We start from the raw sequence: 23,765 nt of genomic DNA on the forward strand, positions 1-23,765 counted from the left end.
ACAATTCTGCTGCTGGAAGGCACTGCTCCTCCCACATTCTGTTGGGGGTTGGATGCTGGAGGCCAGCAGCGCCGCTGCAAGGCAGCTTCGGGGTGACATCAACAGGGAAAGGCCGGGCGCACTCGTGTCGCCCGGCCCTTCGTTGATGGTTCCTCAGCCTTCAGCGGAGCGCCGCCACAGTCCCCACAGGGGCAGCAGCCAGCACACCACGCCAGCGCCCAGGCACAGGACGCCGACCGCCGGGGGCCAGCCACTGCCCTGGGCGTACAAGCCGGTCAGCACCAGCAGCAGGCCCCGGGTGAAGGGGTAGGCGAGCGCCATCACGGCGGCGCGCAGGCAAAGATCAATCAGAACGTCCATGCGCCCCACCGTAGCGGGGCCAGCATGGTGGGCCGATGACGCCCAGGAAAGGCGAGCAGAGGGGGTGGGAAGGCCGGTGCACACGGACCGCTGTCCACTTCCGAACCATCCAGAACAGAGCCGGATGCTCCCTGCCTGGGGCGCAGTTTCAGTCCAATGCCCGGAACGCCGGCTTTGTTCCTGCGCTGCCCCGCCGCTCTGCGAGTCCCTCCGGTCGGAGCAATGCCACAACGTATTCCGGATCATCCGTGACCACCCCGCCGCTTCGGTGTTTTCACGCCTCTCCGTCCCCGTTGTTCCTGCTCTACTGCGCCGCTCTGCGAGTCCCTCTGGTCGGGTTCTGCAGCGGATCAACCCGAAGCCTGTTCAGTCGCCCGCCGCCTCGCCTTCGTCCAGGCGAAAGGGCAGGTAGTCGGGCTGCCAGAAAGCGCGTTCCACGGCCGAGCGCAGCGCGTCGTCGTTCAGGCCGCGCAGGGCAAATTCGGTGGCCACGCCGTCGCGCAGGGCCTGCTGGATCACGGCGGCGGCCACCTGCAGGCTGGCGCCGCGCAGGTCCGACACCGGGGGATAAATGCGCCCCGGCCACTGCGCCGCCGTGTAGTCGGCCAGGGCGAAGGCAGCGGCAGCCACCATGTCGTCGGTGATTTCGCGCACGCGGGCCAGAATGGCGCCAAAGCCCAGCCCCGGGAAGATAAAGGCGTTGTTGCCCTGCCCGATCTCGTGCGTGACCCCGTCCAGCGTGACCGGCGCAAAGGGGCTGCCGGTCGCCACCATCGCCTGCCCGCCGGTCCAGCGCAGCAGGTCTTCGGGCAGGGCCTCGCTGTTGGCCGTGGGGTTGGACAGCGGAAAGATCAGCGGGCGCGGCGTGTTGGTCTGCGCCGCGCGCACCACGGCCTCGCTGAAAATCCCCGCCTGCCCCGACAGCCCCAACAGTGCGGTGGCCCCAGCCTCGCGGATCACCGTTTCCAGGCCCAGGCCCGCCCACCCGGCCACCTGCGCGCGGGGCGTGGCCAGCGCCTGCTTGTAGGGTTCCATAGGGCGGTCATCCACCAGCAGCCCACGGGAATCCAGCACGTACACGCGCCGGGCAATCTCTTCAGGGCTCAGGCCTTCGCGGCGCAGGCCGTCGCGCAGGGCAGCGGCCACCCCGGCGCCCCCGGCCCCGGCGCCGTGCACCACCATCACCTGATCGGCAAACCGCTCGCCCCTGACCCGGCAGGCCCCCAGCACCCCGGCCAGCACCACCGCGCCCGTGCCCTGAATATCGTCGTTGAAGCTGGGCACCACCCGCCGGTAGCGCGCGAGCACCTCAAAGGCCGCGTCCTTGGCAAAGTCCTCCCACTGAATAATCGCCTTGGGGTAGCGCTCCAGCGTGGCCTCCACGAAGCGGTCCAGAAAGCTCAGGTACGCGTCGCCGGTCAGGCGTTCGTGCTTCACGCCCAGGTAGCCGGGGTCCTCGCGCAGGTCGGCGCGGGCGGTGCCCACGTCCAGTTCCACCGGCAGGGTCTTGTCCGGCCCCACCCCGCCCGCCACCGTGTACAGCGAGAGCTTGCCAATGGAAATCGCCATGCCGCCGAAGCCCTGGTCGCCAATCCCCAGAATCGCGCTGGAATCGGTCGCCACGATGATCCGCACGTCGTTCAGGGGCACGTTGGCCAGCGCCTGCGCCGCGCGGTCAATGGTCCGGGTGCTCAGGGTCAGGCCGCGCGGGTAGCGGTAGATGCGGCTGAATTCCTGCACCGCCCGCCCCACGGTGGGCGTGTACACGATGGGCAGCATCTCCTCAACATGCTGCGAGAGCAGCGCGTAGAACAGCACCTCGTTGCGGTCCTGCAGGTTGCGCAGAAACACATGTTTGTCCAGGGGCTCCGGGATAGCGCGGTACTCGGCGTACTGCCGCTCGACCAGTTCGTCCAGCGTGTCGATCTGCGGGGCCAGCAGGCCGTCTAAGCCCAGGGCGCGGCGCTCGGCTTCGGTAAAGGCGGTGCCCTTGTTCAGCAGCGGAAAGCGCAGCAGCGAGAACCCGCGCACCAGGGGCCGCAGGTAGCGCCCGCCGGCGGGGTCGCGGCGCACGTCGTAGTGGTCGGTCAGGGGCAGGGGGGGGCGGGTCACGGGCGGGCCTCCAGGGTCAGGGGGTGGCGGTTCATGTCCTTGTACAGCAGGTATTTGGTCCACTCGCGGCCCAGGGCGCCGTACCACTGCGGGCAGTGGGCGCCCATCCAGATCACGTCGCCGGCCTGCACCGGGTGGTAGTGGTCCTGCAGCTTGTACAGCCCCTCGCCGGACAGCATCAGCAGGCCGTGTTCCATGTAGTGCATCTCGGTGTAGGGCAGCGTGGCCCCCGGCGCAAAGGACATGGTGCTCATCATGAAATCGAAGCGGGGGTCGTCGGGCAGCAGCTTGCGGGCGATCAGGCGCTCATCGCCCTCAAAGGGGGCGCCGGGGTTCTCCTGCTCGTTGCCCCAGCACACCGGGGGCGGCGGGGTACCGGGGGCCGATTCGTAGGGCTTCTCGAACACCGCCACGCGGCTGGGCGTCTGGGCGCGCAGCGTGTGCGCCGCGCCCACTGGCAAGAACACATGGTCCGAGGGGCCCAGGGTGCGCGTCTCGCCCCCCACCTGCACGTCCAGGCTCCCCTCCAGCACGAACACAAAGCGCTGAAAGCCGTGCTCGCTCTCCCGGGCCTGCGCGCCCGCTGGCAGCTCGGCGGAGAACTGCACGAAGCGCGCCCCCAGGCCCATCACCGGGGCAATGTGCAGGGTGAGCGCGCAACCCGGCCACTCGGCCAGGGCGGTGCGCACGAAGGTATCGGGGGTCAGGACCGCGTGTGAGGGGTGCAGGGCCGAGCGGGTCACGCCAAGGTGCTTCATGGGCCTCCGGGAGGGGGGAGAGCGGGGGCGGGGTCCAGTGGAGCCGGGGTCAGCAGTTGCCCGCGCCCGTCGCCAAACCACGCCCCCTGGTCGGTCAGGCGGTAGACCGGCTGCCCGCGCAGATAGGTGGCCTGCACGCGGCCCCGGAAACGCTCGCCCCGGTAGGGGTTGCCGCCGTGGCGGTCGTGCAGGTCGGTCAAGGTAAAGGGCTCATCCAGCCGCACCAGCGCAAAGTCGGCGTCGTGGCCCACGCGCAGCGCGCCCTTGCGCGCCAGCCGGAAGCGCCGCGCCGGGTGCAGCGCACTGACTGCCGCCAGCAGAGGCAGCGGCACCCCACGTCGCCAGTAGCCGTCCTCAAGCAGCACGTTCAGGGTGGACTGCGCCCCGCTGATGCCGCCCCACAGGGCGAAGAAGTCGTCGCCCGTTTTCAGGTCCGGGGGGGCCGGCGAGTGGTCCGAGCCCACGGTGTCGATCTGCCCGGCCTTCAGGGCGGCCCACAGGGCCTCGCGCTCGGTGGCCGGGCGCAGCGGCGGCGCGCACTTAAGCAGTGGCCCGGCGCGTTCCACGTCTTCGTCCGTGAAGTGCAGGTAGTGGGGGCAGGTTTCGGCCGTCACGTCCACGCCCCGGGCGCGCGCCTCGGCGGCCAGCAGCACCGCGCGCGCCGTGCTGAGGTGCACCAGATGCAGCGCCGCGCCCGTTTCCTCGGCAAACAGCAGGGCGCGCGACACCGCCTCGGCCTCGGTGATCGGTGGGCGCGAGGCAAGGTAGTCGCGCGCGCCGTGGTGGCCCGCCGCCTGCGCGGCCTGGGCCAGCGCGCGGGTGAGGGGATCACTCTCGGCGTGGGTGGCGACCACCCGGCCCAGGCGCCGAGCGGCACGCATGCCCTCGTACAGCGTGGCGTCGTCGGCGGCCGGGAACTCGTCCAGGCCGCTGTGGCTCATGAATGCCTTGAAGCCCACCACGCCGCACGCGGCCAGATCATCCAGTTCGCTCAGGTTCAGCGGGGTCAGGCCCCCCCACAGGCCAAAATCCAGCCGCGAGTGCGCCTCGCCCGCCGCCCGCTTGGCCTGGAAGGCCGCGCGGTTCAGCACTGGCGGGCTGGAATTGAGCGGCATGTCCAGAAAGCTGGTGGCCCCGCCCGCCGCCAGCGCCCGGGTGCCGGTGTCAAAGCCCTCCCAGTGGGTGCGCCCGGGTTCGTTCAGGTGCACATGGGCGTCCACCACCCCGGGGAAGACGTGCAGGCCCCGGGCGTCCACCTCCTGGCGCGCCGGGGCGTAGACCTCCAGCGCCAGACTCACGATCTGGCCGTCCTGCACCCCCAGGTCGGCCGGCATGGGGCCGCTGGGCGTGACCAGGGTGCCGCCCCGGATCAGCAGGTCCAGGCTCATGCGCCGTGCTCCCCGGCCCCATCCTGCCCGGCCAGCGCCAGCACCGCGCGCACCGCCACGCGCAGGGCGGCGTCCACGTCCTCTGGGTTCACCGTTTCGTCCGGGTGGTGGCTCATGGCATTCGGTGAGCGCAGGAACAGCATGGCGGCGGGCATCCGCGTGGCGAGCACCATCGCGTCGTGACCCGCGCCGCTGGGCAGGTCCGGGGCGCTGAGGCCCTCGGCCGCCGCCGCGCGGTGCAGGGCGGCGCGCAGCCCCGGGTTCATGGGCACGGCGGGCTGGGTCATGGTTTCCGTGACGGTCAGGGTTACGCCGCGCTCGGCGGCCAGGGCGTGGGCCTGGGCCAGCAGGGTCTTCAGGGCCTCCTGGCGCGCGGCGTCCTGTTCATGGCGAATGTCCAGGGTGGCGTGCGCCGCCCCCGGAATCACGTTGATGGCGCCGGGGTGGGCGCTCAGCATCCCTACGGTGGCCACCAGCCCCGGTGTGGCGCGCGCCAGCTCCTCGGCGGCCACCACAAAGCGCGCGGCGGCGGCCAGGGCGTCCCGGCGGTGCGCCATCGGTGTGGTGCCCGCGTGCGCGGCCTGCCCGGCGAAGTCCAGCCGCAGGCGGTTTTGCCCGGCAATCGCCGTGACCACCCCCAGCGGCGCGCCTGCCGCCTGCAGCACCGGCCCCTGCTCAATGTGCAGTTCCAGAAAGCCCACTGAAGGCCCGCGCACTTCGGCCTCTGGCAGCTCGGCGGGGGTCAGGCCATACGCCTCCAGGGCCCCGCGCACGCTGATGCCCTGCGCGTCCTGGCGGCCGAGCACCTCATCCAGGGTGCCCACCAGGGCCCGGCTGCCAATGAACGGCACGCCGAAGCGCACCCCCTCCTCTTCGCTAAAGGCCAGCAGTTCCAGGGCAAAGGGCAGCGGCGCGGCGCGCAGGGCCTCGGCCACCGCGTAGGCCAGGGTCACGCCCAGCACGCCGTCGTAGGCGCCGGCATTCGGCACGGTGTCCACATGCGAACCCAGGTACAGGGTGGGTGACTCCGGGGCCGGCCCCTCGCGGCGCGCGCGCAGGTTGCCGGCGGCGTCCAGGCGCACGTTCAGGCCCAGGTCGTGGGCCCAGGCGCTGAAGTACGCGGTGACCTCGCGGCTCTGGGGGCACAGAAAGGTGCGGGTGATCTCGCCGGGGGTTTCGGTGAACCGGGCCAGTTCGGCGCAGGCGGCCAGCGCCCGGCGCGCCAGGGGACCCAGGTCGGCAACAGGGGACGGGTGATCAGGATGGGGGGCGGTCAAGGGGGGCCTCCGGGGCCCGCAGGCCCGGCCCACACAGGCCCAGCACCTGGGCCTCGTGGGGAAAGTAGGCGGGGGGCGTGGGCGAGAGCACCAGATGGTCCAGCAGGCGCGCTTCGGGGGACAGGTCCGGGCACAGGCGGCGGCGCAGGGCGAGGTAGGCGCCCGGGGTCAGGGGGCGGCCGTCCTGAAGCGGGGCCTGCACCCGCACCCACTGCCCCAGCAGCGCGCGGGCCAGTTCGGCGGTGGCGGTGTCTTCCAGCCGCCCGGCGCGCTCCACGACCCCCTGCCCAGCGAACCACGCGCGGAACACCGCCAGGGCCAGGGCTGCCGTGTCCTCCACCTCGGCGGGGTCCAGCGGGCCAGGGTCGGGCAGGGCCAGCAGGCGCGCTGGGGTGACGGGGGATGGAGTGACGGGGGATGAGGCCGGGGCCCCCAGCGCCAGCCCCGCGCGCACGGCCCCAATCAGGTCGGGGCGGCCGGCCCACGCGCCCACGAAGCCCTGGGCCGCTTCGCGCGCCTTGTCGGCCTGCACGGCGGCCAGGGCGGGGCCAGGGTCGTGGGGGTCCGGGCTCAGCGCCGCCGTGCCGCCCACCGCCTGCGCGCCGCGCGCCCGGCACACGGCGACCAGGGCCTCGGCATAGGCGCGCATGGCGTCCACGTCCATGCCCAGCCCGGAGCGGGGCGGCAGCGGCCCCGCCCAGGTGGGGCCCACCGTTTTCACCACGCTGAACACGTAGTCCCAGCGCCCGGCGTTCAGGCCATACGCCCAGTCGCGCAGTTCGAAGAGCAGGCGGTCGGCGGCCAGCAGCCCCGGCCACGTTTCAATCTGCAGGCACACGCGCAGGGTGCCGGGTCCCAGGCCCAGGTGCGCTTCGGCCGTGCGCAGGGCCAGGGCCCACGCCTGGGCCTGGGCCACCGTTTCCAGCTTGGGCAGGTACAGGTGCGGCCAGCGGCCAGGAAGCGCCGTCAGCAGCGCCGCCAGATCACACAGGGCCGCGCGGGCAGGTATGCCACCGAACGTCAGCCCCGGCTGCCGGGCATACAGCGCCCGGGGCCGGGCCAGCCATGCCCCGGGCGAGGCCAGCGCCCCCGGCAGCGCCCCGTAAGCGGCGGCCACGTTGGTAGGGGTGGGGGCAAAGGTGTCGTCGAAATCCAGCACCACGGCGTCGGCGTCGCTGCCCAGGGCGGCGGCGAGGGCCGCGTGGTCGCTGGCCTCCACGATCAGTTCGGCGCGCCCGGCCTTTAGCTCCGGGGGCGCGGGGGCCGCGCGGTAAGGGGGTGGGGGGGACGGCGGCGTGGCCGGGGCCGCCGCGTCCACCGCAGGCCAGTGCGCCGCCAGCGCCGCGTGCAGCCGGGCGGCCAGGGCGTGGGCGGCGGAAGGCAGGGGCATAGGCCGCAGCATAGGTGCTGGGGGCTGGGGCGCGCGCTAGGCCGTCCAGCCCAGGCGCGCCCCGATGCGCCCGGCCGCCGCCAGCGTGGCGTTCAGAAAGGCGGGCAACTGCTCCGGGCTCAGGCGGGCGGTGGGCGCGGAAACACTCAGGGCCGCCCAGACCTCGCCGCCCGCCCCGTACACCGGCACCGCCACGCAGCGCACGCCCAGTTCGCGCTCCTGTTCGTCCAGGGCGTAGCCGTCGCGGCGCACCTTCTCCAGTTCGTCGAGCACGGCGGCCGGGTCGGTCAGGGTGTGGGGCGTGTAGGCGCTCAGGGAACCAGTGCCCAGGGCGGCGCGCACCTCGTCGTCGGGGCGCGAGGCCAGCAGCACCTTGCCCACCCCGGAGGCGTGCAGCGGCGCCCCGGAGCCGGGCTGCGTGAACATGCGCACCAGCTGCGGCCCCTGCACCTGATGCACGTAAGCGGCTTCCAGGCGTCCCCCGCCCAGCGGGCGCAGCACCGCGAGGTTGGCGCTCTCGTTCAGCTCTGCAACCAGCGCGCGCATCTCGGCCTCGGCGGCGCCCACCAGCGAGCGGGCGGCGGTAAAGGCCGAGCCCACCTGAAAGGCGCGCAGCCCCACCCGGTACAGCCCCGAGGCCTCATCCCAGTCGGCGTAGCCCTGCTGGCGCAGCGTGTCGAGCAGCCGCGAGGCGGTGCTGGCCGAGAGCCCGGCGGCGCGGGCCACCGCCGAGAGGGGGGCCTCGCCCAGCTGGGCCAGGGCCCACAGCACGCCCAGGCCGCGCTCCAGGGTGCGCACACCCGGCCCTTCCCCGGCGCCCCGGGCCCGCCCGCCCCGGGGCCGCGCCGGGCCGCTCAGGGCAGCACCTCGTAGCCCGGCAGGGTCAGGAACTCCACCAGCGGCGTGCGGGTGGCGGCCTCGCGGAATAGGCGCGCGGCGTCCTCAAAGGCGGCGCCCAGCTGGGCGGCCTCGTCGTCGTACAGGGCGTCCCATAACTCCTCGGTCAGCACGCGGCCGTCGTCCAGGGTCACGCGGTGCTGGCGCCACTGCCACAGCTGCGCCCGCGAAATCTCGGCGGTGGCGGCGTCTTCCATCAGGTTATGAATGGGCACCGCGCCCGCCCCGCGCAGCCACGCGGCGAGGTACTGCACGCCCACGTTCACGTTCAGGCGCACGCCCGCTTCGGTCACGGTGCCGTCCGGGGGGGTCAGCAGGTCGGCGGCCGTGACCACCAGTGCCCGCTGCTTGTCACTGCTGATCTGGTTGGGGCCGGTCATCAGGCGGTCAAAGACCTCAGTGGCCAGTTCCACCATGCCGGGGTGCGCCACCCAGGTGCCGTCGTGGCCGTTGACGGCCTCGCGCTCCTTGTCGGTGCGCACCTGCTCGAAGGCCGCACGGTTTTTCTCCTCGTCGTTCTTGACCGGAATAAAAGCGCTCATGCCGCCAATGGCCGGGGCGCCGCGCTTGTGGCAGGTCTGAATGGCCAGTTTGCTGTAGGCGGTCATCATGGGCACCGCCATCGTGACCTTGGCGCGGTCGGGCAGAATGCGGTCCGGGTGGGCACGCAGCTTCTTGATGTAGCTGAAGATGTAGTCCCAGCGCCCGCAGTTCAGCCCGGCCGAGTGCTCGCGCAGTTCGTACAGAATCTCGTCCATCTCGAAGGCGGCCAGGATCGTCTCGATCAGCACGGTCGCCCGGATGGTGCCGCGCGGTAGGCCCAGGGCCTCCTGGGCGTACAGGAACACGTCGTTCCACAGCCGGGCTTCCTGGTGGCTTTCCAGCTTGGGCAGGTAGAAGTACGGCCCGCTGCCGCGCGAAAGCAGTTCCTTGGCGTTGTGCCAGAAGTACAGCCCGAAGTCGAAGAAGGCGCCGTACAGCGTCTCGCCGTCCACCTGCACATGCTTTTCCGGCAGGTGCCAGCCGCGCGGGCGCACCAGCAGCACCGCTGTGCGGTCGTTCAGGCGGTAGCTCTTGCCATTCTGCTCCAGGCTGATGGTTCGGCGCACCGCGTCGCGCAGGTTCACTTGCCCACTGACCACGTTCTCCCAGGTGGGGCTGCTGGCGTCTTCAAAGTCGGCCATGAACACCCGCGCGCCGCTGTTCAGGGCGTTGATGATCATCTTGCGGTCCACCGGGCCGGTGATTTCCACCCGGCGGTCCTGCAGGTCGGCGGGCAGCGGGGCCACCTGCCAGTCCCCGGCGCGGATGTGTGCGGTGTCGGGTAGAAAGTCGGGCAGCTCGCCCGCGTCCAGCCGGGCCTGGCGGGCTTCGCGCCCGGCCAGCAGCGCGCGGCGCTGGCCCTCAAAGCGGCGGTGCAGTTCGGCCACAAACGCCAGGGCCTCGGGGGTTAGGATCTCGCGCTGGGCGTCAGTCAGGGGGGCAGAGATGGTCAGGCCGGCGGGCAGGGTCTGGGTCATGGGGGCTCCTGGGACACGCGGGGATTTTCAAAGGATGAACTTCGGATTTCAGCCTACGAAAAAGAGGTGCCGTGTGACCAGGGCCAGGGCGTTCCTGCCGGGGGGACAGGGCCCCGACTCTTCTGGGGAAGGGCGGAGGGGCCTTTCCCAGAAGCCCTCCCCCGGATCAGAGCGTATTCATCGCTGGCCGGGCCTGCACCGAAACGCCCTCCAGCACGAATTCGCGCGTGGTGCCGCTGGCCCGGAAGCCCAGGTGGCCCCCGGGCGCAAAGGTCAGGCTCTGCACCCCGTGAAGGTCGAACAGGCCGCCCACTGCCCGCACGAAGGGTTCAATGGCCTCGCTGGTTTTGGGGCCGTCCGTGAAGTGGGCCTGCGCGCCGGGAACCCCGTAGGCCTGCGCCGCCGCGCGGTGCTCGGCGGGCGACAGAAAGTGGAAGGTCAGGTCGCTCGTCACAAATTGCCCAGGGGCGGTCAGGCCCAGGTGGCCGCCCGCAGGGCCGGCCTGGAGGCTGCCCAGGCCGTGCTCAACCATCAGCTGCAGCAGGGCCTGCACGAGGCGCGTGGCCTGCGCGGCGGTCAGTGGGGGGTGGTTGGTCATGCGGGCAGCTTACGGGAAGTCGGTGGCGGCCCGGCCCCAGCGGCCTGCGCCTTGTCCTTAGGGGGTGACAAACGAGCCCCCTCATCAATGGTGCGGACAGTTTTCAAGCGTGGTGAGGCGCTCATGGAAGAAACGTCGTCTGGGCCGCTTGACTCGCCGCCCCCCCCTCCCGACCTCTGCTGCGCAGCTGTATGAGTCCCCCACGAGGGGGGAGGGGAAAACCAGCGTGTTTGTCCGGCTCTCCTCTGTGGACTGCCGAACCTGTCCGAACCATTGCTCATAAGAATTCCGGTTCAGCAGTTATGCAATAGCTGCTGAACCCGACCGAAGGGAGAAGGAAAAACGGTGACGGAGAGCAGAGGAAGCACCGCAGCGGAGCGGAGGGGCTGGAACGGATCATCCGGACTCCGTATCACCCTTCTCTGCGGCGCAGCTCTGCGAGGCCCAACGAGGGGAGAGGGTCGAGCACCATCATCATCTTGAGGTCAACGGCTCTATTGCGCCGCGTGGTCAGGACCGGGGCGCGTGGCCGCCTCGCCGAAGCTGGACCCCCACACAGCGGCAAAGGGGCCCCCACCGGCGCCCCTTTTCGCCCGGATACTGCCCCTCATCCGGCTTCCAGATTCTTTATGGCGGCCCCTGCGCCTGGCTTTGGTGCGTTTACACCGCTCTGCGAGTGCGTGCAGTCGGGTTCTCCCGTGCGTCCATCACAGCTGATCCGGAAGGCCCCTCAATCCGTGGCGGGCGAGACCATCGGTTTTTCAAAGCCCACTCTCAGGGTGGGGTGCAGCCACGCGGCGGCGGCCAGCGCCAGCAGCGTGCCGATCAGCAGGAAGATGCTGTGCAGCGGCAGCCACGCCAGCAAGGCGGCGGCGCCCGCGTACCCCAGCGGCTGCACGGCGCTGGACACCGAATTCATCACCCCGTAGGCCCGGCCCATCACGGCGTGGGGAATATGCAGCTGCGCCACCACGCTCAGCTGCACGTTCATCACGGCCGCGCTCAGGCCCCCCAGGGCCAGCAGGGTCAGGGCCTGGGGCAGGGTGGCCGCCACACTGAGGCCCGCAATGGCCGCCGCAATGCCAAAGGTGCCCCCCACCAGCGCCAGCCAGGGGCGCGGCACCCGGTAGGTGCTGAGGGCCAGCATGCCCAGCAGTTGCCCCACCGAGATACTGGCGCTGAGAAAGCCGAATTCCCGCGCGCCCGCCCCCAGTTCCCGGGCAAACGGCGCCAGCGTGACCTCCAGGGGAATCAGCACGAAGTTCAGCAGCAGGCTCACCGCAAAGGTCCAGAACAGCAGCGGATTGCTCCAGATCACCCCCAGGCCCGCCAGCAGGCCCTCGCTGGGCGGGTCGGCCTGTTCGGGGTCTGTGCCCGCACTGGCGGCCGGAAGGGTGGGCTCGGGCACCGTGGCCAGCGTCAGAATGGCCGCCGCCAGTAGCCCCGCGCCGATCAGCATGGCGCCGTGAACGCCCGCAAACCCGGTGGCGGCGCCGGCCAGCGCGTAGCCGCTGAGGCTGGCGAGGCTGCCGGTCAGGCTCATCATGGCGTTGCCCTGCTGGTACACCGCGCGCGGAATGGTCATGGGCACCAGCACCGAGGACGCCGGGCCGCGCAGCGCCGCCACGAAGCTGGTCACGGCCAGCAGCGGGAACACGTAGCCCACGCGCATGTGCCCGCCCAGCACCAGGGTGGCCATGAGCACCAGCAGCAGCGCGTCTATGACGTAGGTGGCCTGAATCAGCAGCCGCTTATGGCCCCGGTCGGCCAGCACGCCGCCAATGGGCGCCGCGATCAGCCCGGCCAGGGCGCTGACCAGCCCCACCGAGGCGATCATGCTGCCCGAGCCGGTCTGTTCCAGCACCCACCACATGATGGGCACGTTGTAAAAGCCGCCGGTTAGCGCGGAGAACAGCCGGGTCAGCAGAATGGCGCGAAAGGCCGCGTTGCGCAGGGGGTGTGCGGTGCCCGTCATGTCAGTCCTCCGTCCAGCCCGCCAGGAAAAACGAGAGTTTCACGTCGCCGCCCTCCTGCTGCAGGGCTTCGATGTCCTCGCGCAGCGCCTGCAGCCGGTCCATGATCTCGGCGGCGCGTTCGCGCGGCACGCACACGCTGACCATGCCCGCCGCGCTGGGCAGCCCGTTGTAGGCCGCCAGCGTCAGGCCGCGCTCGGTCTCGTGAAAGGCCAGGCTCAGGGCGCGTTCGTCGCGCACCCGCACCGCGCCTTCGGGCAGGCGGTAGACCCGCTCAATGTGCTGCCCCACGCGGTCGGTGCCGGTTTCGCACACCAGACCGTGTTCCTGCAGGTGGTTGAGGTTGCGCACGATGGTCGCTACCGGGCGCCCCAGCCGCGTGGCCACCGCCCGCGCGGTGCTGGGCCCGTCCAGCAGCGAGGTAAAGGTGCGCCACAGGCCCTCTTCCATCTGAAGTCCGCTTGCCGTCATGCCTGTCACGCGACCACCTCCAGGAGTTCTGCGAGTTCTGCTTCGCCCATGCCGATGCCCACCACCGCCATCTGCTGCGTGCTGAGGTAACCGGCAGCCGCCTGCACGTCCTGCGCGCTCACCTGCCGGTACATGCGCGCGGCGCGGGTGGGGAAATACACCTCGTCGTTTAACCAGTGCTGCGCCAGCTTGGTGGCCAGCCCCGGCCCCTCGGATTCCTGCAGGGCCCGCAGCGCAAACGACTCGCGGGTCTCGTCGGTCTCGTCGTGGCTGGGGGGCGCGGTTTGCAACTCCTGCATCAGCTCGGTCAGGCGGCCAAAGGCTTCCTGCACCCGCTCGCGGGCCAGGTCCATCGCCATGAACAGGTAGCCGCTGCGCCGCCAGTGCGAACTGCCGCCCTGCGCCGCGTACACCAGCTGGTGTTCCTCGCGCAGCCGCTGGAACATCCGCGAGCGCAGCCCGCCGCCCAGCAGTGCGGCAAAGACCTCGGTGGCGGGGCGGTCCGGGTCGCCCAGCGCGGGGCCCGGAAAGGACAGGTACAGCGTCACGCGCTCGCTGCGGCTGGGCACGCCGATCAGGCGGGGCACAATCTCCACCGGGCGATACTCGTGGTGCAGCGGCGCCGCATACCAGTCTTCAAAATGCTCCTCAATCAGGCGCACCGCTGCGCTGTCCACCTTGCCCGCAATGACCAGCCGGGTGCGTTCGGGGGTGCAGGCGTCCAGGGCGCGCTGCTTCATCTGTTTCAGGTTCAGGCCAGACACGATGTCCGGCGAGCCCAGAATGGACATGCCGTAGGGCGGGGCGTACAGCGCTTCTTCCACCAGGGTCCACAGGAATTCCGGGCGGTGGCGCTTGCGGTGAATCTCGTCCAGCACGATCTTGCGTTCGTGTTCCAGCGCCTGCTTGGTCACCTTGGGGTTACGCAGCACGTCGGCCACAAAGGCCATCACCTTGGGCAGGTCGCGCGGCAGGCACGACAGGCCCAGGCGGGTGTGTTCCTTGCCGGTCCAGGCTTCCATGCGCGCGCCGCTCTTGGCCAGGGCTTCCCACTGCTTGCCCTGCGTGCCGGTGAGGTTATTCGGGTTGAACAGCAGGTGCTCCAGCAGGTGGCTGATGCCGTTTTCGGCTTCGTCCTCGTCCTTGACGCCGTGGTCCAGATACGCGGCCAGATGAATCAGGTGGGCGCCCGGACGCGGCGCAATCAGAAACCCCAGGCCATTGTCCAGATAGCCCGTCGTGTAGAGTTCCATGCACTTCAGTCTTGCGGCGCGGGGGTTGCGCAGAGGTTGCGGCGCCCGGCGGCCTGTCGCCGCGCCACCCCCAGCTGGGCCATGACAGCTGGCCAGGAACACCGGCGCAGCGGCCAGCCCACGCTGGCCCGTTGGGGCCAGAGCCGCCGGGGCGCCCCCCTGCAGCCACAGTGGCGACAAGACAGCGGCGAAAAAGAAGCTCCGCGGCCGTGACCGCGAAGCCTCCCTGTGCTGAAAAAGAGGGGCGCTGTTACAGCGCGCTGGAGTGGCACTTGTAGATGTTGATGTCCGTCAGGCCCTCTTCGTCCAGTTCGCCACTGGCCTTCATGTCGCTCAGGGCGGCAAACAGCTCGGGATCGTCAATCACGACCTTGCCGTCGTTGGTCAGTTCCAGGGCCTGAAGGTCCAGCTTCGCCTGCTTGCTTTCGTTTGCCATGATGGTCACCTCGGGAAAAAGAGAAAGAGGACGCGGGGCGTGGGCTGACTTTAGCCCCTGCACAGGATGTCGATCAGGATGCCTTCCTCATCAAGTCCCGGCTCGACAATGCCCAGCTCGGGCGGCAGGACATCGTCCTGGGGCGGCGGGGTGGGCGGCGGGGCTTCGGGGTCGGCTGGGCGCCGCTCCTCCGGGCGTTTGGGCCTACGGGGTCCTTGACTCACGGGTCTTCGTCACCTCCTGCGCCCAGTGAAGCCCCCCGCAGGTTGCCGGGGGGTTGCCGGGCGCCTGACAACCCCCCGGCAACCCCCGGCAAGGTGAACTCTGGCTCAAGGAGGGACGCATGACGGTGCAACTCAGTCTTCTTGACCCTGTGCCCCTGGTGTCCGGTCAGCGCCCACACGACGCCCTTCACGACGCCCTGCTTCTGGCCCAGAGCGCCGAGGCGTGCGGCTACGGGCGGGTCTGGTACGCCGAACACCACCTGCCGGGCGCCGCCGCCTGCCCGGCGCCCGCCGTGCTGATCTCGGCGGTGGCGGCCAGCACCACGCGCCTGCGGGTGGGGGCGGGGGGCGTGGCGCTGCGCCACCACGCGCCCTGGCACGTGGCCGAAACCTTTGCCACCCTGGACGCCCTGTACCCCGGCCGCATTGATCTGGGCGTGGCAGGCGGCGTGGGCGCCGACGAGGCCACAGTGGCCCGGCTGGGCGGGGACGGCACGCCGCTACCTGAACGGCTGGCCGCACTGGACGGCGCCCTGCGCGCCCTGGGTGCCGGCGTGCAGGGCTGGGTGCTGGGCAACAGCGCCCGCAGCGCCGCGCAGGCGGCCGGGCTGGGCTGGCACTACGGCAGCGGCAACGTGGTGGGCAACCCTGGGGCGCTGGCCCAGTACCGCGCCGGGCACAGCGGCGCGCGCCATGCCCGGCCGTGGGCCGCGCTGGCGGTGGCCGTGGTGTGCGCCGAGACCACCGCCGAGGCCCTGCGGCTGGCCGCCAGTCACCGCGCGTATCTGGCCGGACAGGGCCTCGCGCCCGGCGGCCTGCCGGTGCCGCCGCCCGCCGAGGCCCCGGCCCTGCCGGGCCCGCTGACGCTCTATCCCAGCCTGGTGGTGGGCGACCCCATTACGGTGCGCTCGGCGCTGACCGCGCTGGCCCGCCGCTACGCCGCCGACGAGCTGGTGCTGCTGACCATCACCCACAGCGCGGCGGCCCGGCGCCGCTCGTACCAGCTGGTGGCCGACGCCTTTGCCCACCAGCCGCTGCCCCGCCCCGCGCCGGCCCCGCAGCCCGGAGGTTACGCATGACCGCCACCGTCCTGAAACGCTCGCGCTACACGCTGCAGTCCCGGACAGAGAGCGGCGTGTACCTGCACAACACCTTCACCGGCCAGGGCGCGCTGTACCCGGCGCGCGCGCTGGACCTGCTGCGGCGTTCGCAGCCTGACCCCTCGGACCCCCTGACCGTCCGCCTGCGCCAGGACGGGCACCTCGTGGCCCTGGACACCGACGAGTTCGCCCTGGCCCAGCGCCAGCAGCTGAGCAACTTTTTCCGCGACGACGTGCTGCACCTGATTCTGTTCTCCACCGAGCAGTGCAATTTCCGCTGCACCTACTGCTACGAGAAGTTCCTGCACGGCCAGATGCGCCCCGAAGTGCGCGAGGGGGTCAAGAACCTCGTCAGCCGCCGCGCGCCGGGGCTGAAACTGCTGGCGGTGTCGTGGTTTGGCGGCGAACCGCTGCACGCCCACGGCGTGGTGCAGGAGCTGTCGGCGCACTTCACGGCCCTCAGCGCCGAGCACGGCTTCAAGTACATGGCGCACGCCACCACCAACGGCTATTACCTGACCCCCGAACTGGCGCCCCAGCTTATTGACAACGGCCTGCGCGACTTTCAGATCACGCTGGACGGCCCGCAGGAGGTCCATGACCGCACCCGGCAGCTTCAGGGCGGCGGCGGGTCCTTCGAGACCATCTGGGCCAACCTGCAGTTCCTCAAGGCCTCGGCGCTGGACTTCAGCTGCACCCTACGTATCAACTTCAGCCCCGACAACTACGCCCAGACGCCCGAATTTATTACCCTGCTGGGCGACACCTTCGGGCACGACCCGCGCTTTCAGCTGCACACGCACCCGGTGGGCCGCTGGGGCGGCGAACAGGACGACCAGCTGAATGTGTACGACCAGGACGACGGCTTTGACCTGGCCATTCCCCTGTACGAACACGCGCGCACCTGCGGCCTGAGCATGCGCCACGCCAACCTCAACCCGTTTGGCAGCGTGTGTTACGCGGCGCGCGGCAATTCGTTCGCCATTCGCACCTCCGGGCAGGTGGTCAAATGTACTGTGGCCCTGGACGACGAACGCAACCATGTGGGCCACCTGCATGCCGACGGCACGCTGCAGATTGACCAGGCCCGCCTGCGCCCCTGGGTGCAGGACAATGCCCTGACCGATGCCACCTGCCAGTCCTGCGCCATTCGCCCGTCGTGCCACGGCGCCGCGTGCCCACTGGAAAAGATGGACCACGGCCATCAGCCCTGCCCCGACGTCAAGCGCAATTTCAAGAAATTCCTGCCCCTCATGCTCGAACCCCTTCCCGACTTCTCCCACCTTGAGGTGCTGCTATGAAACGAGTTGCGCGTGCCCTGCTGGCCCTGCTGTGCGTGAGCCTCTCGACCGGCCTGGCCGAAAGCGGCGGGGCTGGCCAGCCCGGCGGGGGCACCCACCTGGACCTGAACCCGCCGTGTCTGCCCCCGCTGGTGTGCCCCAGCCGCTGACCAGGGCCCAGCAGACGCAGGCCGCGCCTCCACCCCCGGGTTGTTCGGGGCGTGGAGGCCAGGGTTGATCTTGCAGCGGCGACCGGGGTTCCCCCAGAGGGCCTACGGCGCGGCGCCGGGGCTCATAAGGGTTCCAGTTCATCCGTTGCTGCCCCTCCGCTGCGGTGCCTCCACGCCTCTGCGTCCCCGGTTTTCCTTCTCTGCGGCGCCGCTCTGCGAACCCCTCTGGTCGGGGTCTTCAGGTCTGCCATAACGGATGAACCGGAATCCTGCTCAGGCGTAGGCGGCGCGCAGCTGGCGCACGCGCGAGGCGGCCAGGGCCCAGCGGGGGTGGGCCTCGTCCAGCCGGGCCAGCGCCGCTTCCCACACCTCCAGGTCGTCGTGCAGCTTGACGGCCAGCTCGTCCAGCAGCGTGGGGTCGCGCCAGCCCAGCACTGCTTGGCGCAGCGATTCATGCAGCAGTTCGCGGTACTCCACGATCCCCGGGGCGTCGGAGGCGGGCAGCAGCGGGCCAGTGTAGCGGCGCAGGGCCTCAGGCACCCGGCCCGCTTGCAGCAGGGCCATCACCTCCAGGTAATCGGCGCCCACCGGGGCCAGCAGCCGGTAGGGCTGCGACGCCACCGGCACCAGGTCGCGCAGGCGCGAGAGGCCCGCTTTGAGCGAGGAGCGCGCCACGCTTTCATCGCGGTACAGCAGCGTGGCAAAGCGCTCGCCACTCAGGCCCTCGGGTGACAGGCTGAGCAGCGCCAGCATTTCCAGGTGGCGGGGCTGCACCTTCAGCACCTGGTCGGCCCAGCGCACCTCGGCGGCGCCCAGCAGTTTCAGGTGCAGCGTGCGCGGCGGGGCCAGCAGCTGCCACACCGGCGCGAACATGGGGCTGGGCCCACCCAGCAGCAGCCGCCCCGAGTCGCCCAGTTCCCGGGTGAGGGGCTCGGCGCGGGCCATGGTGGCGCGGGCCTGTTCCGGGGCCTGCAGGCGCAACTGCGCGTGGGCCAGGTAAGCCGCCGCCCGCACGAGGCTATCGGCCTTGAGGGGCTGCTCGAAGGCCTGCAGGGCGTCTTCCAGCAGGGGCGCGGCCCGGTAGGGGGCCAGGTCGGCCTGCGCCATCCCCAGGGCCAGGGTGGACCAGCGGGCGTAGGTGCGCGCCTCGTGCTGGGTCAGGGCGTAGGCTTCTTCGGCCTCGCGCAGGGCCTGGTCGGGGCGGCCCAGTTCCAGCAGGGCGCGCACCACCTGCACGCTGTACCAGCCCTGGTGCGTGCGCGGCTGGCCCTGGCGGGCCCGCTCGTAGGCGCGCAGGGCGCGCAGCGGGTCGCCGCTGACCAGCGCGTGGTCGGCCAGGGTGGTGGTGAACAGCGAAAACACCTGTGGCGCCCCGGTGGCCAGCTGCGTCTCGGCCTCGGCGAGCAGGGCGCCCAGGCCATCGAGCCGCCCACTGAGCAGGCTGGTGTAGATCCATTCATTCAGCACCGCCAGCCGCCGCTGCCAGTCGCCCAGGCGGTTGTTGTCGTACTGGCGCAGCGCGTAGCCCGTCCAGTGCAGGGCGTGCACATACTGACCGGTCTGGGTGTAGGTGGCGGCCAGCGCCTGCGCGTTGCGCACGATCTCGTGGGGGGCGCCGTCCAGTTCGGCGCCGTCCACCGCCTCGCGCAGCACCGGCAGGGCGCCCAGGGGCTGCGTTTCGGCCAGGGTCAGCCCCTGGTAGTACAGGGTCAGGGGCGTGCGCGCGGCCTGCGCGGCGCGCTGCACCTCTTGCTGCCGGGCCTCCAGTTTCAGGGCGGTGCCCGCGTACAGGGCCCGCAACTCCGGGGCCTCGTGCGCGGCGAGGTGCGCGGTCACCCGCGGCAGCACTGTGCGGGCGGCGCCGGTGCGCAGCGCGGCGGAATACAGCCAGCGCAGCACCGGCTCTGTGCAGGCCACCTCGCCCTGCAGGGTGCCCAGCAGGTCAAAGAGGCGGTGGTGCAGGCCGCGCTCGTGGTACGAGGGGCCTGCCTGGGCCAGCAGCGCCGGCACCCGCTGCGGCTGCACGCGGACCGCCAGTGGCAGGGCTTCTTGCCAGCGGGCGCGCTGGATCAGGGCGTCCAGCAGGCGGTCCGGTTCCACCTGCGCCTCTTCGCCGGGCGCAAAGCGCGGTCCTTCCGGCGAGGGTTCAGGGGGCACCGGCACCCCCAGATGCCGGGCCAGCGCGGCCAGCAGGGGCCGCACCTGGCCGGCGCACTGCGCATGCAGTTCGGTCAGGGCGGCGCAACTCAGGGCCGCTTCTGGAAACCAGGACCGCAGTTCGCCGGGCCGCACCGCCAGGTCGGCGGCGCCCAGCACGGCGCAGTGGCGGTAGAGCACGTCCGGGCCCAGTGGGGCGGGGGCCTGCAATACCGTAACGGTCTGTCCATCGTGCAGCGCCAGCAGGGCGCGGGCCAGGGCGGGGGCATGCTGGGCGCCGCTCAGCGCCAGCACCCAGGGGCCCAGCCGGTCCACGCAGCGGCGCAGCACCTCCACGCCGTAGGTCCAGGGCATGCCGTAGCCAAACAGCTGCGCGCCCAGCGCCCGGTACACCGCCTCGGCCAGTTTGTTGCCCAGCAGCTGCGGCTGGGCCTCGTCGCCGGGGGCGGCTTCCAGCCAGATCAGCGGGCGGGCCGGGGTGCCCGCTGCGTCAATAAAAAACGGCGCGCCCGCCTGGCCGTCGTCCCAGAGGCACAGGGGCGCCGTGAAGGGGTCACTGCGAGCCATCATCCACTGCTGGAACTGAGGTCGCTGAATGATCATGTTCCCTATTAATACTGGCTGACCAGAAGGATTGAAAGCGGCCCTGGCGCACCAGGGGATGGCCAGCGGTGTGGCGCCCAAAAGACAGATGTGCCCGCCCGCGACCCCCTCTTGGCGCGGCCAGAATGAGGAGGGGGTGTAGGGCTGGCGGCAGCACCTCGCCCAACTGTTCTAAGGCTTCCGGTTCACAAGAACGGATCGCCCCGACGGGAGGGACGCGGCGCCGCGGCCGATCAGCGTTCGGAATTCGGTGACGTCGGTGGGGATGGTCAGCCGCAGGCGGCCGGGTTCCACCTCCAGCGCCCCTGCCCAGGTGACCTGGCTCGCCCGGTGCAGCAGCAGCCCCGGAGGTTGTGGCGGGCGCGGCGCTCGGCGTCCTCGGGCCAGAAGAGGGCGGCCAGGGCCTCACGCCGCACCCAGTCGCCGGTGTACGCCAGATGCAGCAGCAGCGCAACCGGCTTGTGCGGGGGCAGCGGCTGGCCCGCACAGGTGGGTGGACCGAGCAGTTGCAGACGATCCTGCACGGCTTCACTGTACGCTCATCACCCTGGTGTTCGCAGGATGCGGGCCAGGCGGCAAGTACCCTGACAGCGCCCCTCAATCCTGCTGCCCGGCGGCCATGCCCACAGGCCACAGCCTGGCCGGCGTTCCCGGCGCCCGCCGGGGTGAGGAACGCCTGGCGCTTTCAGGATGGGGGCAGCCAAACCCGTCGGGCGTGCCCAGCCCTCTCTCCAGATACCGGAAGGCGCTGGCGACCGCTGGTGCGGACTGATTTCGCCCGGCACACGACTGGGCGTGGCCGCGCCGCCCACGCGGCTGCCCGAACATTCTGTCCTCACCAGCGGACCCGGGCCACCGACCCAGCCTGTTAGTCACCGCACACTATGGTCCTTGAGCGGAACGTTCAAAGCAAAACCCAGTGGCGGCGCTGTGTCCAACGGCAGGCGGCGGTGAGGTTGACGCCCCACCCGTTCACCTTCGTCCTTCGTCTGAGCCCCCGCTGGGTAACATGGCGCCATGACCTCTGTGCTGCCCACGTCCAGCGACGTCATCACGGTCACCTCGTTGGACGTGGCGCGCTGCCTGGGACAACTGGAACAGGTGCAGCTGCTGAGGCTGTTCATGGGTCCGGAGGGCAACACCGTCGCGGCAGCGGCCCGCCAGCTCAATCTGCCTCTTCAGACCGTCTACCGCCGGGTCAAGGGGCTGCTGCGCCTGCAACTGCTCTTTCCCCTGCGCGAGGTGCGCCGCCCAGGACGCAGCGTGCAGGTCTACCGCTGTCCAGCGCGGCGCTTTTTCATTCCCCGGACCCTGGTGCCGCTTGACGCCTATCTCTGGGAAGGCCTGGAGCCGTTCATGCAGGCCTTCCGCAGCGAATTCCAGTACGCCCTGGAACATGATCCGCAGCCTGTGGCCGGCATGCTGACGGGCGAACTGCCGGGCGGTTTTCTCTTCACCTTTGCCGATCAGCACCGGGAACCCTGGCCCGCGCCCAACCAGCCAGTCCCGGCCGTCATCAGCCTGTTTCAGACCATCCGAATGGATTACGCCCAGGCGCGCGCCTTCAACCAGGAGTTGCAGGCCCTGGTGGAGCGCCACAACCAGGCGGGCGGCGCTGGCACCTACCTGCTGGGGCTCTTCCTGACCCCCACCCGGAGCACCGAAGGTGTGCTGGGCTGATCAGGCTTTGCTCAGCCGCTTCCACTGCAGCGCCGTCATGGGGTTAAACATCCATCCCTGCACCTCGCTGCGGTAAAACGCGTAGCCCACCGGCGCGGGCAGAACGATATACGGCGCCTGCTCGTAGGCCCGCCGGCCCACCAGGCTGTAAAGCCGGTTGCGCTCGGCGGTGTTCACCGTGGCGCGCGCCGCCTTCAGCCACTGGTCCATCTGCGCGTCCTTGAGGTGACTGCTGGGGCTATAAAAGCCGTCACTGGCATAGAAGGTGGACATGAAATTGTCGGGGTCGGCGTAGTCGGGTGCCCACCCGATCAGCACCATGGCCTCCTCACCCCGGAGGGAAGCGGCAAACAGTTCACTCCAGGGTTTGGGCAGCAGGTTGATCCGGAACTTGGGATTGAGCGCTTCCACGTTCTTCTTCAGCAGTTCCATGGCGGCCTGCGCGGCGGGGGTATCGGCACGGTAGTTGGCGGTCAACGTGAACCCGTTGTTCCAGACCTGGCCGCCCCACGCTTTTTTGAAGTAGGCCGCCGCAGCGGCGGCGTCATAGCGGAAGGTGCCCACACCGGCGTCATACCCTGGAAATGAATCTGGCAGCAGCATGGTGCGGACTGCGCCCTTGCCATCCTGCACCTCCCGGATGAACTGCTGGGCATTGAACGCCGCGTTGAACGCACGGCGTACGTTGACATCGCTGAAGAAGTTGGCCGGAATGCCTTTGCCATCCAGCTTGCCGCTGCCCAGCAGGCTTGGGGCGGAAATGTTCTGGTTCATGACAATGGCGGCGGCCCCCACATTGGGCAGCTCGTCCACCCAGGTCACGCCCGGCTTGCCCCTCACCTGCGCCTCGTCCACGCTGCGGCTGGCGCCCTCAATGAAGTCGGCGTCGCCCCGTAAGAAGGCCTGCTGGCGGGCCGCCAGTTCGGGCACCCTCTGCCGGATCACGTGCCGGATGGCGGGCACCGGGCCCCAATACACGTTCGATGCCTCAAACAGGTGGACGTCGGGCTCGGCCTTCACCAGCCGGTAAGGCCCGGTGCCGTTGGGCTTCTTGCTGAGATTGCTGCCGCTGAGGTCCTTGCCCACCCAGGCTTTCCAGTCACGCTCGGTGCCGCTCCACTCTCCCAGACCGGCCGTGTAGTTCTTCTCAATGATGGCCTGGCCCGAATAGGCCAGTTTCGCCAGAAAGGCGGGGTCAACCCTGGGCAGCGTAAAGACCAGTTGCCCTGCGGCATTGCACTCAACCGAGTGGTCAATCCTGGCCCAGGTCACGCTTTTGTCGTCATTGGCATTGGCGCCGCTCCCCAGCAGCGCCTCCGACAGAAACCAGTTCCCTGAGGCGCCGCTGTTGGTCACCAGATTGCGCTCGAAGGTGTACTCGGCGTCGGCGCAGGTCATGGTGGCGCCGCTGTGAAACTTGACGTTCCTGCGCAGGTCGAAGGTGTAGGTCGTGCCGCCGTTGCTGATGGTCCACCTGGTCGCCAGCAGGGGCTCCAGGTCTCTGATGCTGGTTCCGCGGTAAGTCACCAGGGTTTCGTACATCTGGTCGACCAGCCCCGAAGAGAACACGTCATAGGTCGCGCCAGGGTCCAGGGTCGAAATGTCGCCAGCAGACATGAACACCAGGGTGTCCTTGGGAACGGAAGCGCTGGCCACAGAAGCAAGAAAGGCACCAAGGACGACAAGTTTTTTCATAGGGTTGGTCTCCTGTCCCCGTCGGCTGAGGGTAGAGTCAGGACGCAGACCCTGCGATGGTGCCCGGCAAGCTACTGACAGAACCAGGGTCCCCCGAAAGTAGGCGTCAGCGTGGTCCTGGCCTGCCCCCGAAAACGGGGCGAGATAGAGAAGAGACGCAGGCTCGCCCCCGGCCGTACGCTGCCGAGCGAGGTCCACTGATGAAGACACGTCATCAAGGGTGCGGACAGTGTTCAGGCACGACGAGGCAGAAAGAGCGAAAACGTCGTCTGAAAGGCTTCACCCACTGACCGCCTTTCTCTTTACAAGGGGGAGGGGTCGAAAAAGCGTGTTTGTGGAGCACTGACGTACAGACTTTCGCAACTGTCCGCACCATCGCTCATACGGTTTCCGTTCAATCCGTGATCGCATCGGGACACCGCC

General features: G+C 70.2%; 21 protein-coding genes. 4 read left to right on the forward strand and 17 right to left on the reverse strand.

What is annotated here, in order from left to right:
• Nucleotides 1-153: 153 nt before the first annotated feature.
• The 14 genes from K7W41_RS17095 to K7W41_RS17160 form a co-directional block, all read right to left on the reverse strand.
• Entirely contained in the window at nt 154-360 is a 207-nt protein-coding gene (locus tag K7W41_RS17095) for a hypothetical protein (protein ID WP_224611098.1), read from the reverse strand.
• 366 nt (nt 361-726) lie between these two features.
• Nucleotides 727-2,472, reverse strand: coding sequence for an NAD-dependent malic enzyme (locus K7W41_RS17100; RefSeq protein ID WP_224611099.1), 1,746 nt, complete (start codon nt 2,470-2,472; stop codon nt 727-729).
• Nucleotides 2,469-3,230 (reverse strand): (S)-ureidoglycine aminohydrolase, encoded by a 762-nt coding sequence (allE, locus tag K7W41_RS17105; RefSeq protein WP_224611101.1) that lies wholly within the window; start codon nt 3,228-3,230, stop codon nt 2,469-2,471. Before allE ends, K7W41_RS17100 begins: the two co-directional genes overlap by 4 nt.
• On the reverse strand, nt 3,227-4,618 hold the full coding sequence (locus K7W41_RS17110; RefSeq protein WP_224611103.1) for an allantoinase: 1,392 nt from the start codon (nt 4,616-4,618) through the stop codon (nt 3,227-3,229). The genes allE and K7W41_RS17110 overlap by 4 nt, the downstream gene beginning before the upstream one ends.
• Nucleotides 4,615-5,895, reverse strand: a complete 1,281-nt coding sequence (locus K7W41_RS17115; RefSeq protein ID WP_224611112.1) for an allantoate amidohydrolase — start codon at nt 5,893-5,895, stop codon at nt 4,615-4,617. Before K7W41_RS17115 ends, K7W41_RS17110 begins: the two co-directional genes overlap by 4 nt.
• A complete protein-coding gene (locus K7W41_RS17120; protein WP_224611114.1) occupies nt 5,876-7,285 on the reverse strand; it encodes an aldolase/citrate lyase/malate synthase family protein in 1,410 nt (469 codons plus the stop codon). Before K7W41_RS17120 ends, K7W41_RS17115 begins: the two co-directional genes overlap by 20 nt.
• A 36-nt stretch (nt 7,286-7,321) precedes the next feature.
• Nucleotides 7,322-8,083: an IclR family transcriptional regulator gene (locus K7W41_RS17125; protein ID WP_224611116.1), complete on the reverse strand. Its 762-nt coding sequence runs from the start codon at nt 8,081-8,083 to the stop codon at nt 7,322-7,324.
• Nucleotides 8,084-8,139: 56 nt separating this feature from the next.
• A complete protein-coding gene (gene aceB / locus K7W41_RS17130; protein WP_224611118.1) occupies nt 8,140-9,702 on the reverse strand; it encodes a malate synthase A in 1,563 nt (520 codons plus the stop codon).
• A gap of 166 nt (nt 9,703-9,868) precedes the next feature.
• On the reverse strand, nt 9,869-10,300 hold the full coding sequence (locus K7W41_RS17135; RefSeq protein WP_224611120.1) for a hypothetical protein: 432 nt from the start codon (nt 10,298-10,300) through the stop codon (nt 9,869-9,871).
• Between the two features lie 730 nt (nt 10,301-11,030).
• Complete coding sequence (locus tag K7W41_RS17140) at nt 11,031-12,275, reverse strand: MFS transporter (protein WP_224611122.1); 1,245 nt, start codon at nt 12,273-12,275, stop codon at nt 11,031-11,033.
• Between the two features lies 1 nt (nt 12,276).
• Entirely contained in the window at nt 12,277-12,744 is a 468-nt protein-coding gene (locus K7W41_RS17145) for a helix-turn-helix domain-containing protein (RefSeq protein WP_224611124.1), read from the reverse strand.
• Nucleotides 12,745-12,749: 5 nt separating this feature from the next.
• The gene (locus K7W41_RS17150; protein ID WP_224611126.1) at nt 12,750-13,997 is read right to left on the reverse strand and encodes a M16 family metallopeptidase; all 1,248 of its coding nucleotides are present in this window, start codon (nt 13,995-13,997) and stop codon (nt 12,750-12,752) included.
• A 250-nt stretch (nt 13,998-14,247) separates the two neighbouring features.
• The gene (locus tag K7W41_RS17155; protein ID WP_224611128.1) at nt 14,248-14,433 is read right to left on the reverse strand and encodes a hypothetical protein; all 186 of its coding nucleotides are present in this window, start codon (nt 14,431-14,433) and stop codon (nt 14,248-14,250) included.
• Nucleotides 14,434-14,483: 50 nt separating this feature from the next.
• Nucleotides 14,484-14,657, reverse strand: coding sequence for a hypothetical protein (locus K7W41_RS17160; RefSeq protein WP_224611138.1), 174 nt, complete (start codon nt 14,655-14,657; stop codon nt 14,484-14,486).
• A gap of 119 nt (nt 14,658-14,776) precedes the next feature.
• Between K7W41_RS17160 and K7W41_RS17165 the strand changes: the two genes are divergently transcribed.
• Genes K7W41_RS17165 through K7W41_RS17175 form a run of 3 tightly spaced genes read left to right on the forward strand, consistent with a single transcriptional unit; the run spans nt 14,777 to nt 17,207 of the window.
• Complete coding sequence (locus tag K7W41_RS17165) at nt 14,777-15,736, forward strand: MsnO8 family LLM class oxidoreductase (RefSeq protein WP_224611140.1); 960 nt, start codon at nt 14,777-14,779, stop codon at nt 15,734-15,736.
• Nucleotides 15,733-17,058, forward strand: coding sequence for a radical SAM/SPASM domain-containing protein (locus K7W41_RS17170; RefSeq protein ID WP_224611143.1), 1,326 nt, complete (start codon nt 15,733-15,735; stop codon nt 17,056-17,058). The genes K7W41_RS17165 and K7W41_RS17170 overlap by 4 nt, the downstream gene beginning before the upstream one ends.
• On the forward strand, nt 17,055-17,207 hold the full coding sequence (locus K7W41_RS17175) for a hypothetical protein (RefSeq protein ID WP_224611145.1): 153 nt from the start codon (nt 17,055-17,057) through the stop codon (nt 17,205-17,207). Before K7W41_RS17170 ends, K7W41_RS17175 begins: the two co-directional genes overlap by 4 nt.
• Nucleotides 17,208-17,480: 273 nt before the next feature.
• Here K7W41_RS17175 and K7W41_RS17180 read toward each other — a convergent pair whose 3' ends face one another.
• Nucleotides 17,481-19,934 carry a hypothetical protein gene (locus K7W41_RS17180; RefSeq protein ID WP_224611147.1) on the reverse strand — a complete coding sequence of 818 codons (2,454 nt, stop codon included), beginning with the start codon at nt 19,932-19,934 and terminating at the stop codon, nt 17,481-17,483.
• 302 nt (nt 19,935-20,236) lie between these two features.
• On the reverse strand, nt 20,237-20,491 hold the full coding sequence (locus tag K7W41_RS17185) for a hypothetical protein (RefSeq protein ID WP_224611149.1): 255 nt from the start codon (nt 20,489-20,491) through the stop codon (nt 20,237-20,239).
• A 493-nt stretch (nt 20,492-20,984) separates the two neighbouring features.
• Between K7W41_RS17185 and K7W41_RS17190 the strand changes: the two genes are divergently transcribed.
• The gene (locus K7W41_RS17190) at nt 20,985-21,647 is read left to right on the forward strand and encodes a hypothetical protein (protein ID WP_224611151.1); all 663 of its coding nucleotides are present in this window, start codon (nt 20,985-20,987) and stop codon (nt 21,645-21,647) included.
• On the opposite strand, the gene K7W41_RS17195 is transcribed toward K7W41_RS17190, so the two are convergent.
• A complete protein-coding gene (locus K7W41_RS17195) occupies nt 21,648-23,342 on the reverse strand; it encodes an ABC transporter substrate-binding protein (RefSeq protein WP_224611161.1) in 1,695 nt (564 codons plus the stop codon).
• Between the last annotated feature and the right edge of the window lie 423 nt (nt 23,343-23,765).

This window comes from Deinococcus multiflagellatus (assembly GCF_020166415.1).
GTDB classification, from domain to species: domain Bacteria; phylum Deinococcota; class Deinococci; order Deinococcales; family Deinococcaceae; genus Deinococcus; species Deinococcus multiflagellatus.